13 protein-coding genes and 1 pseudogene are annotated in these 16,538 nt (G+C 65.9%); 9 read left to right on the top strand and 5 right to left on the bottom strand.

Features of this window, described 5'->3' with window-relative positions:
• Positions 1-48 precede the first annotated feature (48 nt).
• The 4 genes and pseudogenes from HGB39_RS27195 (at position 49) to HGB39_RS27180 (ending at position 4,505) form a co-directional block, all read left to right on the top strand.
• The gene (locus tag HGB39_RS27195; RefSeq protein ID WP_005567760.1) at positions 49-1,299 is read left to right on the top strand and encodes an MFS transporter; all 1,251 of its coding nucleotides are present in this window, start codon (positions 49-51) and stop codon (positions 1,297-1,299) included.
• A gap of 36 nt (positions 1,300-1,335) precedes the next feature.
• Positions 1,336-1,605, top strand: a complete 270-nt coding sequence (locus HGB39_RS27190; RefSeq protein ID WP_247607514.1) for a hypothetical protein — start codon at positions 1,336-1,338, stop codon at positions 1,603-1,605.
• A gap of 729 nt (positions 1,606-2,334) precedes the next feature.
• Entirely contained in the window at positions 2,335-3,438 is a 1,104-nt protein-coding gene (locus HGB39_RS27185; RefSeq protein WP_005567762.1) for an alpha/beta hydrolase, read from the top strand.
• Positions 3,439-3,501: 63 nt separating this feature from the next.
• Positions 3,502-4,505: pseudogene (locus HGB39_RS27180) on the top strand (zinc-dependent alcohol dehydrogenase family protein).
• Between the two features lie 210 nt (positions 4,506-4,715).
• On the opposite strand, the gene HGB39_RS27175 reads toward HGB39_RS27180, so the two are convergent.
• Together HGB39_RS27175 and HGB39_RS27170 are read right to left on the bottom strand one after the other, a co-directional pair.
• Positions 4,716-5,756, bottom strand: coding sequence for an NAD(P)-dependent alcohol dehydrogenase (locus HGB39_RS27175; RefSeq protein WP_005567764.1), 1,041 nt, complete (start codon positions 5,754-5,756; stop codon positions 4,716-4,718).
• A gap of 114 nt (positions 5,757-5,870) precedes the next feature.
• A complete protein-coding gene (locus HGB39_RS27170) occupies positions 5,871-6,332 on the bottom strand; it encodes a MerR family transcriptional regulator (RefSeq protein WP_005567765.1) in 462 nt (153 codons plus the stop codon).
• Positions 6,333-7,134: 802 nt separating this feature from the next.
• On the opposite strand from HGB39_RS27170, the gene HGB39_RS27165 reads away from it, so the two are divergent.
• Entirely contained in the window at positions 7,135-7,437 is a 303-nt protein-coding gene (locus tag HGB39_RS27165; protein ID WP_005265032.1) for a hypothetical protein, read from the top strand.
• A 241-nt stretch (positions 7,438-7,678) separates the two neighbouring features.
• Here HGB39_RS27165 and HGB39_RS27160 read toward each other — a convergent pair whose 3' ends face one another.
• Both HGB39_RS27160 and pruA read right to left on the bottom strand, forming a co-directional pair.
• Positions 7,679-8,659, bottom strand: a complete 981-nt coding sequence (locus HGB39_RS27160) for a proline dehydrogenase family protein (protein ID WP_005567766.1) — start codon at positions 8,657-8,659, stop codon at positions 7,679-7,681.
• Positions 8,659-10,314, bottom strand: a complete 1,656-nt coding sequence (gene pruA, locus HGB39_RS27155) for an L-glutamate gamma-semialdehyde dehydrogenase (RefSeq protein ID WP_064080727.1) — start codon at positions 10,312-10,314, stop codon at positions 8,659-8,661. The genes HGB39_RS27160 and pruA overlap by 1 nt, the downstream gene beginning before the upstream one ends.
• Positions 10,315-10,433: 119 nt before the next feature.
• On the opposite strand from pruA, the gene HGB39_RS27150 reads away from it, so the two are divergent.
• Both HGB39_RS27150 and HGB39_RS27145 read left to right on the top strand, forming a co-directional pair.
• Positions 10,434-12,200, top strand: a complete 1,767-nt coding sequence (locus tag HGB39_RS27150) for a PucR family transcriptional regulator (protein ID WP_210753006.1) — start codon at positions 10,434-10,436, stop codon at positions 12,198-12,200.
• Positions 12,201-12,472: 272 nt separating this feature from the next.
• Positions 12,473-13,306 carry an NmrA/HSCARG family protein gene (locus HGB39_RS27145; RefSeq protein ID WP_043787534.1) on the top strand — a complete coding sequence of 278 codons (834 nt, stop codon included), beginning with the start codon at positions 12,473-12,475 and terminating at the stop codon, positions 13,304-13,306.
• A 130-nt stretch (positions 13,307-13,436) separates the two neighbouring features.
• Here HGB39_RS27145 and HGB39_RS27140 read toward each other — a convergent pair whose 3' ends face one another.
• Positions 13,437-14,042, bottom strand: a complete 606-nt coding sequence (locus tag HGB39_RS27140; protein ID WP_005562135.1) for a hypothetical protein — start codon at positions 14,040-14,042, stop codon at positions 13,437-13,439.
• 673 nt (positions 14,043-14,715) lie between these two features.
• On the opposite strand from HGB39_RS27140, the gene HGB39_RS27135 reads away from it, so the two are divergent.
• The gene (locus HGB39_RS27135) at positions 14,716-15,171 is read left to right on the top strand and encodes a helix-turn-helix domain-containing protein (RefSeq protein WP_005562133.1); all 456 of its coding nucleotides are present in this window, start codon (positions 14,716-14,718) and stop codon (positions 15,169-15,171) included.
• Positions 15,172-15,180: 9 nt separating this feature from the next.
• Positions 15,181-16,371: a VapC50 family PIN domain-containing toxin gene (locus HGB39_RS27130; protein WP_043787531.1), complete on the top strand. Its 1,191-nt coding sequence runs from the start codon at positions 15,181-15,183 to the stop codon at positions 16,369-16,371.
• Positions 16,372-16,538: the final 167 nt, after the last annotated feature.

The following is a 16,538-nucleotide window of genomic DNA, read 5'->3' as shown; positions in this document are numbered from 1 at the left end:
AGGCACCCGAATCGCCTCGATGGACAGCGATCCCGAAACGAAGAGGTGATGATGAAGCAGCGAGACCGGACGACGCCGACCCCTCGGCTGCCCGGACTGGTGTACGTGATCGGTGCGGGCATCTTCCTGATGGGCACCACCGAGTTCATGATCGCAGGCTTGCTGCCCGAGGCCGCCGCTGATCTCGGTGTGGATGTCGCGCAAGCCGGGTTGCTGGTCACCGCCTTCGCGGTCGGCATGATCGTCGGACCGCCGGTGATGGCGCTGGCCACCCTACGGCTGCCCGCGCGGGCCACCCTGGTATGCGCGCTGGCCGTGTTCGCCGCTGGGCACGTCGTCGCCGCGGTGAGCGACTCGTTCACAGTAGTGACCGCCTCACGGGTGGTGACCGCGCTGGCCACCGGCACGTTCTGGGCGATCGGTGCGGTCGTCGCCACCACGGTCGCCGGACCCGGGGCGAGCGCGCGAGCACTGGCGGTGATGTCGGGCGGACTGAGCTTGGCCGTGGTTGCCGGGGTGCCGTTGGGCACTTTCACCGGCCAGGCCACCGGGTGGCGCGGCCCGTTCTGGATGCTGGCCGGATTGTCGCTGCTCGCGATCGGAGCTGTGCTGCGATTCGTGCCGGCCGCTGTCGGCGGCCACCGGGCAGAGGTCTCGGTTCGCGCCGAACTTTCGGCGATTCGGCCGTGGCGGGTGTGGGTTGCGTTGGGTGCGATCGTGCTCGCCCAGGCTGGGTTCCTCGGCGCCTACAGTTTCATCAGCCCCCTGCTCACGGACCGCGCCGGCATTCCAGCACCGATGGTGCCCCTGGTGTTGGTCGGGTTCGGAATCGGTGCACTCGCCGGCACCGCGCTCGGCGGTCGTGTCGGGGACCGGTACCCACTGGTCACGATCGCCGTAGCGGTCTCGCTCACCGCGACGGCGCTGCTGGTCCTCGCCGCCGCAGCCGATCACTCGGCGATCGTGGTCATGCTGGTCGTCCTTCTGGGTGCGTGCGGTCTCGGGGCCAATCCCGTGCTGATCGCGCAGACGTTGCGCTTCGCCGGAGATGGGTCGGCGCTGGCGTCGTCGCTGGCGACCGCCGGATTCAATCTCGGTACCGCCGCCGGATCGGCCATGGCCGGGGTAACCCTGTCGACGTCGCTGGGGCTGGTCGGCCCGGCCGTGCTCGGAGCGGTCCTGACCGGATCCGCGCTCGCGCCGATCGCCCTGCTTGCGACCACCACACGACGAACCATCCACGACATGAGAAGCCGCCGCCACGATGATCAGAGAGGCGACTTCACCGCAGTGCGCTGACCCACACTGCCTACCCTCCGGAGGAGGGATCGCACTGTGACACAACCACCTACTCGCGCGCTGGCCACCCCGCCAGCTCCGCTAGCCCACATTGCCGTGGAGGGATTCTGCACCGTCACGTCCCTCACCTTGTTCCTCCGCCTCGACGCGCACGCTGTCCTGGTTACCGATACCCGACTCGAATCGACCATCAGCGCGTACGGGTTGGGAGTCGGTCGGTGGATCTTTGCCCTCGCCGTACTCCTTCTCGCAGCCGGATCGGCCGCACTGCTCATTGCGCTGGTCGGCCACATTGCTAGACGATGAGAACCGCAGTCCGCAAGGGCGATACATCCGCGCCGACGCAGTCATTTTCTCGGTCGTTCTCGTGATCCTCGCTGTCACCACCTACATGGACTCGCTGTGCGGATGACCGCGCCGGGTCGGTACCGCCGGACCGCTCAGCTCGGCCGGTACGGCATCCGTGTGGAGAACTCGAGACGCCGCCACCGTGAGACGCCCTATCGGCGCGGGTGATCGGCGCTCCGCGTCAGCGAGAACGAGACCACGACGACGCTCGCATCTTCCGGCGACGCCATGGTGGACGGCAAGGATGGCCCAGAGAACACCGCGATGATGCGGTCGCGGAGACGGACTGCTGCGAGGGACGTGAGAGGGGTGCCGGCAGCACCCCCCTGATCAGCGCCTCCCACATTCGTGCTCTGCGGTGTTGTATGGGTGCCGGACACCGGGGCTCGACGGCGACGGCCGTTGATCAGACAGGACAGTGAATTTCCCGTCAGCGAAGGGATCCACGAGCACTCTCACGTCGGTTGTCTGCCGCACCGTACGACGAGAGGTCGAGCGCGTGCGACACCGGGCAACTCTGATCCACCTGAACCTCATCACCGAGCTGCGGTAATGCGCCTGCAGCCATACGCGTTTCGTCGCATACGACAAGGAGCATCAACGATGAACACAGACCCTGACACCGCTGGGCGGACGAGAGCGACAGCTTCTGCGGGACGGGACCTCAAACGCCGTGGCCTGCTGAAGATGGCTGTTGCGGGTGCCGCCGTACTCGGCGTACTCGCCGCAACAGGCTGCACGCCGTCCCCGACCACCAGGTCCTCCTCGTCCGCGGCCTCGGCGACCCAGGCGACACTGAACCTGGCCCCGGGGGACACCTCCGACGGCGCGGACAACTTCTACACCAGCGACCAGGTCAGCGCCCAGAAAGTGACGTTCAAAAACCAATACCAGATGAATGTCTCGGGCAACCTGTTCGTGCCCAAGAACTTGGACCGCAATGCGACGAATCCTGCGATGGTCGTCGGACATCCCATGGGTGCGGTCAAGGAACAAAGCGCAAACCTCTATGCCACGAAGATGGCCGAGCAGGGATTCGTCACCCTGTCCCTGGACCTGTCGTTTTGGGGCGAGAGTGAAGGTCAGCCCCGCAACGCCGTCTCACCGGACATCTACGCCGAGGACTTCAGCGCCGCAGTTGATTACCTGCGCACCCAGACCTACGTCGACAAGGAAGCGATCGGCGCGATCGGGATCTGCGGGAGCGGCAGCTTCGTCATCAGTGCAGCCAAGATCGACCCGCGTATCAAAGCCATCGCGACAGTCAGCATGTATGACATGGGCACCGCCAACCGGAACGGGCTCAGACACTCCGTCACCGTCGAGCAGCGGAAGGACATCCTCGCGCAGGCAGCGCAACAGCGCGACGTGGAGTTTGCGGGTGGCCAAACCGAGTACACCAGCGGAACACCTGAAGAGCTCAACGACCAGTCAACCGCGATCGACCGCGAATTCTACGACTTCTACCGCACCTCCCGTGGGCACAGTCCGGCCACCACAACGCATCCCACGCTGACCGGCAACGTGAAGTTCATGAACTTCTACCCATTCGCGGACATCGAGACGATTTCTCCTCGTCCGATGCTCTTCATCGCGGGCGAGGAGGCTCATTCCCGGGAGTTCAGCGAAGAGGGCTACCAGCTTGCCGGTGAGCCCAAGGAACTGGTGATCGTTCCCGGCGCCGGTCACGTGGATCTCTATGACCGCGTCAATCTCATCCCCTTCGACAAGTTGACCACGTTCTTCCAGGACAACCTCGGTAACCCACACACCGATGAGGGAGAACGCTAGGCGCACCTGGGTGCTCACCCAACACCGGCACCATCAGCAGACCAACGTGGAAAGGATCCACTCATGCGTGGAGTTGTGATGCGCGCCCCGGCGACGTTCGTGTCGACGAGCGTGACGACCCGACCATCCTCGAACCGACCGACGCGATCATCCGCGTCACCGCCGCCTGCATCTGCGGTTCCGACCTGTGGCCCTACCGCTGCATCGAGAAGCCGGAGTGGCCGCAACCGATGGGCCACGAGTCCGTCGGCATCGTCGAGCAGATCGGCGACGAGGTTAGGAGCGTAAAAGTCGGCGACTTCGTCGTCGGGTCGACCTTCGCCTCCGACAACACCGGTCAGATCTGCCGATCCGGCTACCAGAGCCGCTGCGTGCACGCCGTCCCGAGGGGATCGATCGGCACCCAGGCGGAGTACGTGCGTGTCCCGCTGGCCGATGGCACCCTCGTGGCCACCCGGACACAGCCGACCCCGGAGCAGATCCCCCATCTGCTGGCCGCTTCCGACGTCCTCGGCACCGGGTGGTTCGCCGCCATCGCCGCCGAGGCCGGCCCGGGGAAGACCGTCACAGTCGTCGGAGACGGCGCGGTGGGACTGCTCGCCGTTCTCGCCGCCAAACACCTCGGCGCGCAACGCATTATCGCAAGGAGCAGACACCCCGACCGTCAAGCCCTGGCCCGAAAGTTCGGTGCCACCGACATCGTCACCGAGCGCGGCGACGACGGCGTCGCGAAGATCAAAGAGCTCACCGAGGGCCTCGGCGCCCACTCGGTCATCGAACCCGTCGGCACCCAGGAATCGATGATGCAAGCCATCCGATCGACCCGCCCCGGCTGTCACGTCGGCTACGTAGGCGTCCCCCACGAAGTCGAACTCCCCGACCTGGAATTGTTCTTCTCCGGTGTGCACCTGCACGGTGGCCCCGGACCGGTACGCCGGTTCCTCCCCGAACTGATCGAGCTCATCATCAACGGTCAGATCGACCCGGGTGAGGTCTTCGACCTGACCTTGCCTCTCGAACAGGCCGCCGAAGGCTACCGCGCGACCAAAGTGCTGCTCACCCTCTGATCCACAAGCGCAGGTGCGGCTCCTTCACCCCGAAGGAGTCGCACATCGGACGGTCTACTCACTCCGTGGGCGTTCCGCGCACTGGTCCCGACGGCATGACCAGTTCAGATACAACCGTGGATGCACCTGTCGATAGCGCGCTTTGAGGATATCGCTGACGGTCCCTGTATTCAGACGCTCGCCGGTCTGCGGCGGGCGTTCACGGTGGGGTCAGTTCAGGCTGGCGGTGTCGATGACGAACCGGTATCGGACGTCCGAGGCGAGGACCCGCTCGTACGCCTGGTTGATCCGGTCGGCCGGGATCACCTCGACTTCGGATCCGATGCCGTGGTCGGCGCAGAAGTCGAGCATCTCCTGGGTCAGGGCGATGCCACCGATCATCGATCCGGCGAAGTTACGGCGGCCGCCGATCAGCGACATCACGTTCAGGCTGAGCGGCTCGGCTGGGGCGCCGACGTTGACGAGGGTGCCGTCGATCGCGAGGAGGCCGAGGTAGGCGTTGGGGTCGATGCTGGCGCTGACCGTGTTGATGATGAGGTCGAATCGGCCGGCGAGCTGCTCGAAGGTGTCGAGGTCGGAGGTGGCGTAGTAGGCGTCGGCGCCGAGGCGCAGGCCGTCCTCTTGCTTCTTCAGTGTTTGGGAGAGCACGGTGACCTCGGCGCCGAGGGCGTGGGCGATCTTGACAGCCATGTGCCCGAGGCCGCCGAGGCCGACGATGGCGACCTTCTTGCCGGGACCGGCAGCCCAGCGGCGCAGCGGGGCGTAGGTGGTGATGCCGGCGCACAGAAGGGGAGCTGCGGCGGCCGGGTCCAGGCTCTGCGGGACGGAAAGGACGTAGTCGGCGTCGACGACGACATGGGTGGAGTAGCCGCCCTGGGTGGTGGTGCCGTCGCGGTCGACGCCGGCGTAGGTGGGGACCATGCCGTTGGCGCAGTACTGCTCGTCGCCGCCCTGGCAGTTGGTGCAGTGACCGCAGGAGTTGACCAGGCAGCCGACGCCGACGCGGTCACCGACTTTGTGGCGTGTGACGTCGGTGCCGACCTCGGCGACGATGCCGACGATTTCGTGGCCGGGCACGACCGGGAAGGGTTGCGGGCCCCAGTCGCCGTTGACGGTGTGGATGTCCGAGTGGCAGATGCCGGCGTACTGGATCTCGATGAGGACGTCGTGGGAGCCGACGTCGCGGCGCTCGATGGTGGTGGGGGCCAGTGGCTGGCCGGCGGCGGGGGCGGCGTACGCGTTGACGCGCATGGCAGTACTTCCTTACTTCTGTGATGGTCACAGTGGTGGTGAGCAGGACAGGGCTGAGTGACCGGTGCCGCATCGGTCGAGTCGGTGAGCGCACCGGGGTGTGGTGGGTGAGGGTTATCGCTTCTTGGCGTTGTGGAGTTCGTCGGCCAGCGCGCTCGCCTCGGCCGCGAGGAGCGCGGCACGGTGCTCGTCGCCCGCGTCGATCGCGTGCCAGTAGTCGATTTTGAGGTCGACGTAGCGTTGACGAAGGGCGATCTGTTGGGCCTCGAGTGCAAGTTGCTGCCGGCGTTCCGTCAGCAACGCGATCTGTGCGGGGGCGGCCTCGGCCCCGAGTTGTCCGTTGGCGACGTACTCCTTCATGTCATTGACCGACATCCCGGTCGCTGCCAGGCACGCGATGGCCACTAGCTGGCCCAGGTCGTGCTCGTCGTAGACCCGGTGTTTACTGCTTTCCCCGCGGCTGATCGGCGCGATCACCCCGACCGACTCGTAGTAGCGCAGTGTGCTGGCCGGAAGTCCGGTCAGGGCGGCGGCGTCCTTGATCGTGTAGACGTGTCGGGTGGTTTGTGCACTCACACCATCGACGCTATGAACTTCAAGTACTTGAAGTCAAAGGTTAGCTGAGTCACACCGTTGCACCGCAGATCAGCGCACCCCCGACGAACACGCTCACTAGACCGCTCCACGTCACGCCCTCGCGACCTTCGTTCTTCGTGCGGTGGCGCACGCGACGGACAATCAGGTGCCGCATCGGGTGATCGCGAAACCTGGCCGTCACGCAACCGGAGGTCAGCCGGATGGTGCAGGAGGTGCGGTTGAGACGTCGGCCCGCGACCGCTCCCCGAGAAGTTTCTGCTCGAGCACGCACGGTCGGACGATGGCCGAGCTGACCGCCTGGACTACACCTTCGGGCATGTCCAGGACGACCCGCTCGGGGAGACCTGTGTGCGGGGACGTCGAAGGTGGGCCCATGCCTGAAGACGGCAGCGGGTACGCACGGAGGCCCGCAGTCATCGAGGAGCGTGGCGGCCACCCGTCCTCGCTACCGGGCATCGATCAACGGTGACTCGCACGAGGAGCTCGGACGAGATTGACTACTTGCAACCAAGGTTTGAGGCCCTCACCGATTGGTGGGGCCTCTTCCTGTGGCAACACCGCCGGAGAGGGGATTGCGGCGGGCTGAAGGCGGGCGGGTGCCGGGCGCGAATCGTGCTGAGGGCGTGGTCCGGTGTGCGCCCGGTGCGAACGTCGGGGTGGAGTAGGTCCCCTCCTCCTGGGGTGGGCGAACGGACCCCTGGGGTTGCTTCAGATCGGGCACGGGAGTGGGCAGAGTTGTACCTGTCACCGAAACACTTCCCCGACACTCTGGAGAAACTGAATGATCAACGCCCGACGAACCTTTGCCACCGCCGCTTTCGCCGCTCTTCCGATCCTGAGCGCCTTCGGGGCGGCGTCCGTCGCTCATGCCGAGCCGATCGGCCCGAACGGTCCCACCGGTGGGCAGTGTCCGATCGTGAACACGGACTCGAACGGAAACGAGACAGTGACGTACGGCAAGCCCGGTGATCGCAATGGTGCCCTGGTCTGCGGTGCGGACGGTGAATGGACCGTGGGCAAGGCCGGCGGATTCAAGGGTGGCCCCGGACAGATCCAGACTCAGCCCGGACTGTCACGCGGATAGGCCACAGGTCTTCCCTTCCCCTGCTCCCGGGAGAGCGAGTGTCCCGCATCGATGCCGGTGCGGGACACTGCCGTCGAGAGGGACGTCGTCGTGTGTTCATTCCTGATAGTGGATACCGACGGTGCCCCCCGCCTGCGCGGTCAGCCGACGATCGGGCGGTGTCCGTACCTGGTTGTGGGCGGGGGCGAGTGGGGATCCCGGCCTGACCGGGGGTCGAGCCGGGATCCTGTGTCCTTCACGGCTAGTTGCGTGATGCCAGCGAGCGGAGGAAGAAGGCGAGGTTGGCGGGGCGTTCGGCGAGGCGGCGCATGAAGTAGCCGTACCACTGTTCACCGTAGGGCAGGTAGGTACGTACGTGCTTCTGTTCGCCGACCAGCCGAAGTTGTTCGGAATCGCGGATGCCGTAGAGCATCTGCAGTTCGAACTCGTCTGCCGCCCGGCCCTTCGCTTCGGCGTATTGCATCGCCGCACTGATCATGGCCGGATCGTGGGAGGCGACCATCGGGTAGCCCTGACCGTTCATCAGGATCCGCAGGCACCGCAGGTATGCGTCGTCGACCGCGGTCTTTTCTTGATGGGCAACAGATGCGGGTTCCTTGTACGCGCCCTTGCACAGCCGGATTCGCGATCCGGGGCCGGACAGATCCTTGCAGTCCGCCTCGGTGCGCTTCAGGTACGCCTGCAGCACGGTGCCGAGGGTGGGGAAGTCCTCGCGCAGTTCGCGCACGATCGACAGGGTCGAGTCGGTGGTGGTGTGGTCCTCGGCGTCGACGGTCACCCACGCGCCGGCTTCTTCCGCAGCGGTGCAGATCTTGTGCGCGTTCTCGAGGGCAACCTTGTGCCCGTCTCGGGCCAGGGATTGGCCCAGGGCAGACAGTTTCAGCGATACCTCGATGGTGCGCACCGGCGACGGCGGGAAGGTCGCCGGAGTGCCCCCGCTGGTCGCGAGCGCTGACAGGTTCGACAGCAGAACCAGGTAGTGGGACACCGTGTTGTTCGCTTGCGTGAGATCGGTGGTGTCCTCACCGAGGTAGTCGATGGTGATGTATCGGCCGGAGTCGAGGATTCCGGTGGTCGCGGTGATCGCTTGGCTCTCGGTTTCACCGGCGACGAACCGGTCGACGAGATTGCGGGTCACCGGGACCTTGCTGATGGTCCGTTCCATGCGAGGGGAGCGGGCTGCGGCGAGCAGGGCGGGCCGCAGCAGGTCGGCGGCCGCCATCAGATGTTCTCGAAGGTGTCGGCGCCCTGGTGCGGGTAGCGGTGGTCGGTGGCCGGGACGAATGTTTCCTTGATGGTGCGGGCGGAGGCCCAGCGGAGCAGGTTCTGCGGGGAGCCGGCCTTGTCGTTGGTGCCCGACGCCCGGGCGCCACCGAAGGGCTGTTGTCCGACGACGGCGCCGGTGGGCTTGTCGTTGATGTAGAAGTTGCCGGCCGCGAATCGCAGGTCGTCGGTCGCCTGGGCGATCGCGGTGCGGTCGTCGGCGATGATCGACCCGGTCAGCGCGTACGCGGACCCCTTGTCGACCAGGTCGAGGACCTTCTCGAACGACCCGGCTGCGGAGTCGTCGTAGACGTGCACCGACAGGATCGGTCCGAAGTATTCGGTGCGGAAGGCCTCGTCGGTGGGGTCGTCGCCGAGCAGCACGGTGGGGTCGACGAAGTACCCGATGCTGTCGTCGACGTGGCCGCCGGCGGCGATGGTCAGGCTCGAGGTGGCCTTCGCGCGGGCGATGGCGTCGGCGTTGCGGTCGAAGGCCCGCCGGTCGATGACGGCGCCACCGAAGTTCGAGAAATCGGTGACATCCCCGTATTTCAGCGTCGACGCCTTCTCGATGAAGTCGTCGCCCATCTTCGCCCACACCGACTTCGGGACGAACGCGCGGGAGGCCGCGGAGCACTTCTGACCCTGGTAGTCGAACGCGCCGCGCAGCAGGGCGGTGGTCAGGGTGTCGGGGTTCGCGGAGCTGTGGGCGAGGACGAAGTCCTTGCCGCCGGTCTCGCCGACCAAGCGCGGGTAGCTGTTGTAGTTGGCGATGTTGTTGCCGACCTGACGCCACAGGTGCTGGAACGTGGCGGTGGACCCGGTGAAGTGGATCCCGGCCAGGCGGGGGTCGGCGAGAACGACGTCGGAGACCGCGGCGCCGGCGCCGTTGACGAGGTTGATCACACCCTGGGGCAGGCCCGCGGCCTCGAGCAGTTTCATCGTCCAATACGCGGCGACGGCCTGGGTCTGCGACGGCTTCCACACCACGGTGTTGCCCATCAGGGCGGGGGCGGTGGGCAGGTTGCCGGCGATGGCGGTGAAGTTGAACGGGGTGATCGCGTAGACGAAGCCCTCGAGAGAGCGGTATTCGAGCTTGTTCCACACGCCGGGGGAGGAGATCGGCTGGTCGGCGAGGATCTGCCGGGCGAACTGGACGTTGAAGCGCCAGAAGTCGATCAGCTCGCACGGACTGTCGATCTCCGCCTGGTACGCGGTCTTGGACTGACCGAGCATCGTTGCGGCGGCGATTGTTTCACGCCACGGTCCGGACAGCAGGTCGGCCGCACGGAGGAACACCGCGGCGCGGTCCTCGAACGATAGTGCCCGCCAGCCCGGGGCGGCGGCGGTGGCGGCGGTGACGGCGTCCTGGATGTCCTGGGGGCCGGCGTTGGTGAAGGTGCCCAGGACCGCGGCGTGCCGGTGCGGCTGGACGACGTCGATCGCGGGGCCGTTGTTTCGCCGGTGCGCACCGCCGATGACGTTGTGGATCTCGGTGGGGTTGGACCCCAGCTCTGCCAGCTTCGCCTGCAGTCGCACCCGCTCCGGGCTGCCCGGGGCGAAGGAGCCCACCGGCTCGTTGACCGGCTGCGGGGTGGTGGTGATGGCGTCCATGAAACCTCCTACGAGGGGTGTGGCGGCGACGGAGCCGCTGCAAAGCACTACCCGTAGTCAACACCAACACCCACGGAAAACTATCAGCCAGTCAGACGAATAATCAGGCTTGAGATTGTATGATCGGCCAATCGCATCCTTCGGATCAATCTATCGGGACAGGGAGACCAGCCGTGTCGTCTCGTAAACGTGCCGTCGCCAAAGCAGGCCGAGAAGCGGAATCGAGCGAAACTATTACCCTGCGTGAACTTCTCGCCGCACTTGATACGTCCGTGGTCGAGTTGATAGAGGCACCCGCGGGGGATTCGGTCGCCATCTCTTCCGTCGCCCTAATCGACAGCTCCGATTTGTCGGTAGAGGTCGAGTCACCGTCGCCAGATCTGTACCTACACGTCGGCGTGAGGAAGGCCGAGGCCGTGCGGTGGTTCGAGGAGGTCGCCCAACGAGCCCCCGACCACAGGCCGCGCGCGGTGATGTCGAAGTCGGCGGCATCGTCGACCGCTCTGCAGTCCGCGGCGCGCAGCGCCGGCGTCGCACTGGTCGCCGTACACCCGAAGGCTCGGTGGGACCACGTTTTCCCCCTCATTCAGCGCATGCTCGACCGCTCCCGGCAGCAGTACGACAGGCTGGGTGACCCAGAGTTGCTGGCCGTGGACACGGACCTGTTCGGCCTCGCGCAGGCCATCGCGCAGAACGCCGGCGGGATGGTTTCGATCGAAGATGCGCAAGCGCGCGTGCTCGCGTACTCGGCGTCGGACGAAGCGGCCGACGAATTGCGGACGCTGTCGATCCTCGGCAGGATCGGCCCGCGCGACTACCTGAAGGCGATGCAGGAATGGGGCGTCTACGACCGGCTGCGTGAGAGCGATGAGGTCGTCGACGTCCCGGCACACGACGAGCTCGGCACGAAGCGACGATTAGTGGTGAGCATCCGTCAAACCGTTGAGGACGGCTCGGCCGCGCCCCGGCTGCTCGGATCGATCTGGGTGCAACAAGGGTATGCCCCGTTCACCGATAACGCCGCCGACGTACTGCGGGGCGCCTCCGCGATCGCTGCGCGGATCATTTCCCGCAGTCTCAATGCTCCTTCGACGGAGGGCGTGCTGATTCAACGGCTGTTCGGTGCGCGCGGGGGAGGGGTGGATGCCCCATCGGTGGCCAGCGCCCTGAACCTGCCGGATTCAGGATCGGCCGCCGTGGTCGGATTTGCCGTGACCGCAGGAGAGCCCGAACCGCCGTCGGAGATTGTCACCAGTGTAGGCAGCATGATCAGTCTGCATGCGAGCGCGCTCCGACGTGACTCGGTGTCCACGATCATCGGCAACCGCGCCTACGTCCTGTTTCCTCGTTACAAGTCGGCGAACATCATCGCGACGTGGACCCGCCAGTTGGTCGAGCAACTCGAGCAGAAGCGGTTGATACTCCTGCGTGCCGCCATCGCTATGCCCGTTTCGGGTCTCGGGCAGGTTGCGGGAGCCCGGACCGAGGTCGATCGGGTCCTTGACGGGACCGCCGCGACTTACCCCGAGGGACGGGTCACCACGCTCGCCGAATCCCGTACTGCGGTGTTGCTCGGCGAGATCCTCGACCTCGTCGGGGGAAACAGCGAGCTGCGTGATCCGCGGCTCGATGCCCTCGTCGAATACGACGACAAGCACGCTTCGAATCTGCGCGAGAGTGCCGAGGCGTACCTTGCCGAGCACGGGGACGTGCGCAACGCTGCCGCCGTCCTGCAGGTTCATCCAAATACGTTGCGCTACCGTATCCGGCGCGTCGAAGAGATCGTTGGCGTCAATCTGCAGGACGCATCCGATCGGCTGCTCATCGAAATCCAGCTTGCGCTCTTGCGACGTCCCGCCGGACAGAACCGCCCCACCCTCCGCTGATCGCAGTGTAGATCGTCGAAGTCCTCGACGGGTCGTGCAGCGAACATGGCGGAGTCCCGAACGGATTTCCGTAACGAGAGTTTTCGACATCTGTCGAGTTTCATCGTCTGGTTCCATGCGTTCTCGTGATCGTGCCGTTTCGTCTCCCATCCGAGGGTCGCTCGCTGTCATCTGTCGGCCCACTGATGGCCGCGCAGAGGGACACACGTCTTGGTGAGCGGACGGAGCCTGCGAGTACGCTGGCGCGGTCGACAAGGAGAGGTGTTGTGCCCATGAGTGAGCCGTATGCAGTCGTCGGAGCGACGGGTGGTCAAGGAGGCGCCGTCGTCGACGCGCTGCTCGAACGAGGGCGGGAAGTCCGAGCGCTTGTCCGTCGAAGCTCTTCTCGCTCAGAGGCGTTGCGCCTGCGAGGCGTCGACATTGCCGTGGCCGATATCACCGATCGGGCGGCGATCGCGTCTGCCATAGATGGGTGCGCGGGCGTGTTTGCCATGACCACACCTTTCGAAGACGGCCCGGAAGCGGAGATCGCTCAGGGTGCCGCGCTTGTCGGCGCGTTCAGTGATTCCGGTGTTCCACACGTGGTGTTTTCTTCGGTGGCGGACGCAGACAAGAGCACTGGGATCCCACATTTCGACACGAAGGCTGCAACCGAGTCGTTGCTGCGAGAATCGTCCCTTCCGTACACGATCGTCGGGCCGACCTACTTTTATGACAACCTGCTCGGTGGACTCGATGGCATCCGCCGAGGCCGGCTCGATCTGCCTCTGCCAGTCGATACCCCGCTGCAGCAGTTGTCGCGCCGGGACCTCGGTCGGTTCGTCGCGCTCGTGTTCGACGATCCGGATCGATTCGTCCGGACAAGAATCGACCTGGCGTCGGATGATCCGACGCCACGTCGGATGGCCGAGGTGCTCAGTAACGTGCTGGGCACGCCGGTTCACGCCCATTCGTCCGACGCGGACGCCATCGCATCGCCGGACATGCGCGCTATGTTCCGCTTCCTTACCGACACCGGGTACGACGCGAAGATCGGCGAACTGGGTCGGCTCTACCCCGAGGTGGGGTGGCAGAGCTTCGCCGATTGGGCCGCCCAGTTGGCGTGACGTCTGCGGAAAGCAAGTGGTCGACGAGATCGGTGTCGAAGTGGTCGACCATCGGGTGCAGTTCGGGACGGTGCCGGCATCCGAACCCCGAAGACGAGTGGGTCGTCGCTGCTGGTGGCAATCGCGCTCATTAGTGACGTTTGCCGGTCGGTGTTGTTCGGGTGCCCGGCGGCGGGGTCTCGGCGCGAGCGAGTTCGGCTACGCGGTCGGCCAGTTCTCCGGACAGTGTCGTGTCGGGTTCGGTGCTCGCGGCGTCCTCGAGCTGGGTGATGACGGTGTCGGTCGTCGGCTCGGCGGTGCCGGTGGTCGGGGGGTGCTCGAGTTGATATTGCGTCTCGATGTCTTCGAGGTGCTCGGCGAGTAAGTCGGTGTCGAGTTGGTGGGCCGCCTTCTCGTTCAGTTCGGCGTTCTCGACGGTCGCGGACCGAGGGGCGGTCTCGGCGTCAGCTGCAGCGGTATCCGGTGCGCTGGGATCGTGATCGGTGTCGGATGCAGTACCGGAGACCAGGGTGACGCGGGGTGCGGTGTCGGCGGCATCGTGGGCTCGGTCCTGGTGACCGAGAACGGTGCCGACGGCACAATCGAGCAGGCTGAGGCTGCCCCGGTACAGCCGTCGGGCCGGTGTTGCGGGTGCCAGGTGTGCGATTACCTGTTCGTCGACCAGGCGCAGCGGGTAGCGCACGATGGTGTACTGCGCGCGCAGTATGGCCAGGGGGAGTGCGGTGATGATGTTCATGAGGCCTCTATGTTCGGGTGGAAGGGTCAGGAGACTGGGCTGCTGCCGCTGAGGAGTTCTATACCGGCGCTGCCGAACGCCCCTCCCACGGACTTGATCTGGGGTCGGGTCCGATCGGTCTAACTCGCGTGCGGACGGAGATGTCGATTCCGGGAGTCCCTCGACAGGGGCGGGACCACCGGCCGGGTCCCCGGTCCCCGGGACCGGCGGAGGCTTTCGGACATCACCCGTTGCCACCACAGGTCCAACGGACTCGGATCCGGCCACCGAATCGGATCGTCTTCCGATCCGAACTCAAAGTCGCTGCCGCTACAGGGGCCTTCTTCTTCGATGCGAGGCACGATCTGTACACCCTCTCGGTCAGACGCATCCGGTCGGTCGAATGCACCGCGATCCTTTTGCTGGTTCGACGTCAGCCACCGTCACCGGCTACCCGCGTCGTCGCCTGCGGTCCGGTTACCCGAAACAGCGTCCGACTACCCACTGGGGGGCCCGGCGTCAGCCCTGCTGTGAAACAAACACGATGACGGAATCCGTCGATCTAGCTGCACGGGTCCACGGTGCGGCTGACTTTGCGCGGCGTGGTCGGGTGCCCGTTACCCACCGTCCCCGAACCATTCACCGGCATTGTGTGTTCGTTTTTTTCGTTTTATGGTGGGGTATGGGTGCTGGGATGAGCCACACGGTGTTGCCGGTCGCCGACGATCGGGATCTTCTCGCCGCGCTGAGGGCCGTTCTCGCTGGTCAAGAGCAGGTGTCGATCTCGACCCCGGAGGAGTCCGTGCCGCTGCCGGACAGTGTTCGGGGGTTGCTCGTCGACGCGGTCACCGCCCTGGATCAGGGGCAGGCTGTGACGGTGGAGCCACATCGCACCGTGTTGACGACGCAAGAGGCCGCGGAACTGTTGGGCATCACCCGGCCGACCTTGGTGCGGCTGCTGGAGGCGGGGAAGATCCCGTACACCTCGCCCGGCCGTCATCGGCGGGTGGAGTTGGCGGACGTGCTCGAATTCCGACAGCGCGAGCGTGCGCGCCGCGGCCAGGTGTTCGAGGAGATGGCGCACGAGGAAACCCCGGACCCCGGCGACGCCACTGACGGCTTCGTGTCTCGACCCGCCGATCCGGGGTGAGGTCGCCCTATGGCTGTCTTTCGGGTGGTTCTGGACGGATGCGTCATGCTTCCCCAGACCCTGAGCAATCTGCTGCTCACCCTGGCCGATGCCGAGGTGTTCCGGCCGGTGTGGACGCCGGATCTGCTCGACGAGGTCGAGCGCAACCTGTCCGGCGGACGGTTCGGGAAGCCGCCGGAGCAGGCGGCGCGGCGAGTGCAGCAGATGCGCAGAGCATTTCCCTTCGCGGAGGAGGAGTCACGTGGCTACCGGGAACTGATCCCGGCGATGACCACCGAGCCGAAGGACCGGCACGTCCTGGCTGCGGCTGTACGCTCCGGTGCGGGTGTGATCGTGACCGCCACCCTGGCGGATTTCCCGCAGGCGGCCCTCGATCCGTTCGACGTCGAAGCGATCCATCCCGACGAATTCCTCTGCGATCAACTCGATCTGGACCCGGACGCGGTGTTCGAGTGCCTGCACGTACTGGTGGACCGCACTATGTTCCCGCCGCGCACGGTCGGGGAGTTGTTGGCGTCGCTGGAGCGGCTGACGCCGCGGTTCGTCGACGCCGTCCGGGCATTGCTCGTCGCCCGGGGCGAGGTTCCCGACGCTGGTACGGTGCCGGCGGCGTCCTCCCTTCCGGAGTTGACCGACGAACAGATCAGCGCCGTGCCGGCCGAGATGCGGGAGGCCTACCTCGAGCTTCGTGCAATGGATCCGGCGGAATTGTTGCGGTTCCTCGGGCATACACGGCTGGTGAGTGCGGCGTGGGCGTTCTTGATGTCGGTATGCGTCGACGGGGATCTGCTGTCGGTGTGGCCGAACGTGGATCCGGACTTCCGGGCGGTCCTCGCCTGGCGGTGGGTGCAGGACAACCATTATCAGATGACGATTGACGGTTGGGAGGGAGAGGCGGTCGCTTCGGCCCTCGCGGTGCCGGCGCCGGAGCATCCGCTGTGGGTGCATTTCGAGCGTGTGCACGTGCGGTCGTTCCGGGCGATGTTGCCGGATCCGGCGAGGTGGGGGATCGGTACCGGCACAAGGATCGTCGGCCCCGGTGTGGAGGTGCTCTATGTGCACGAGATGTCGACCCTCGAGAGCGGTGTGTGGGAGCCGAACATTCCCCGGCCGGTGTTTCCGATCCTGATGCATCTCGTCGGCGATCGGTGGCTGGTGCGGAACCTGGGGTCTGAGGAGGACCCTGCCGCCAGGGCCTGATTCCTTCGCACACGAACCTCGCCCGTACCTCCGACGCAGTTGATCTCAGCTTCATCACTGGTGCATCGGCCTGCGGGGTAGCCCCGCCCATGGGTGGGTCCGCGCGTGGCAGGCCGTCAATCGGGACCCTCACGCCTGTGGGCAGTGCGGTTTTCGCGACCAACGCT

Source organism: Rhodococcus opacus, assembly GCF_012396235.1.
In the GTDB taxonomy this organism is placed as follows: Bacteria; Actinomycetota; Actinomycetes; order Mycobacteriales; family Mycobacteriaceae; genus Rhodococcus_F; species Rhodococcus_F opacus.
Note: the sequence above shows the minus strand (reverse complement) of the source record. Positions and strands in the feature narration are given on the sequence as shown.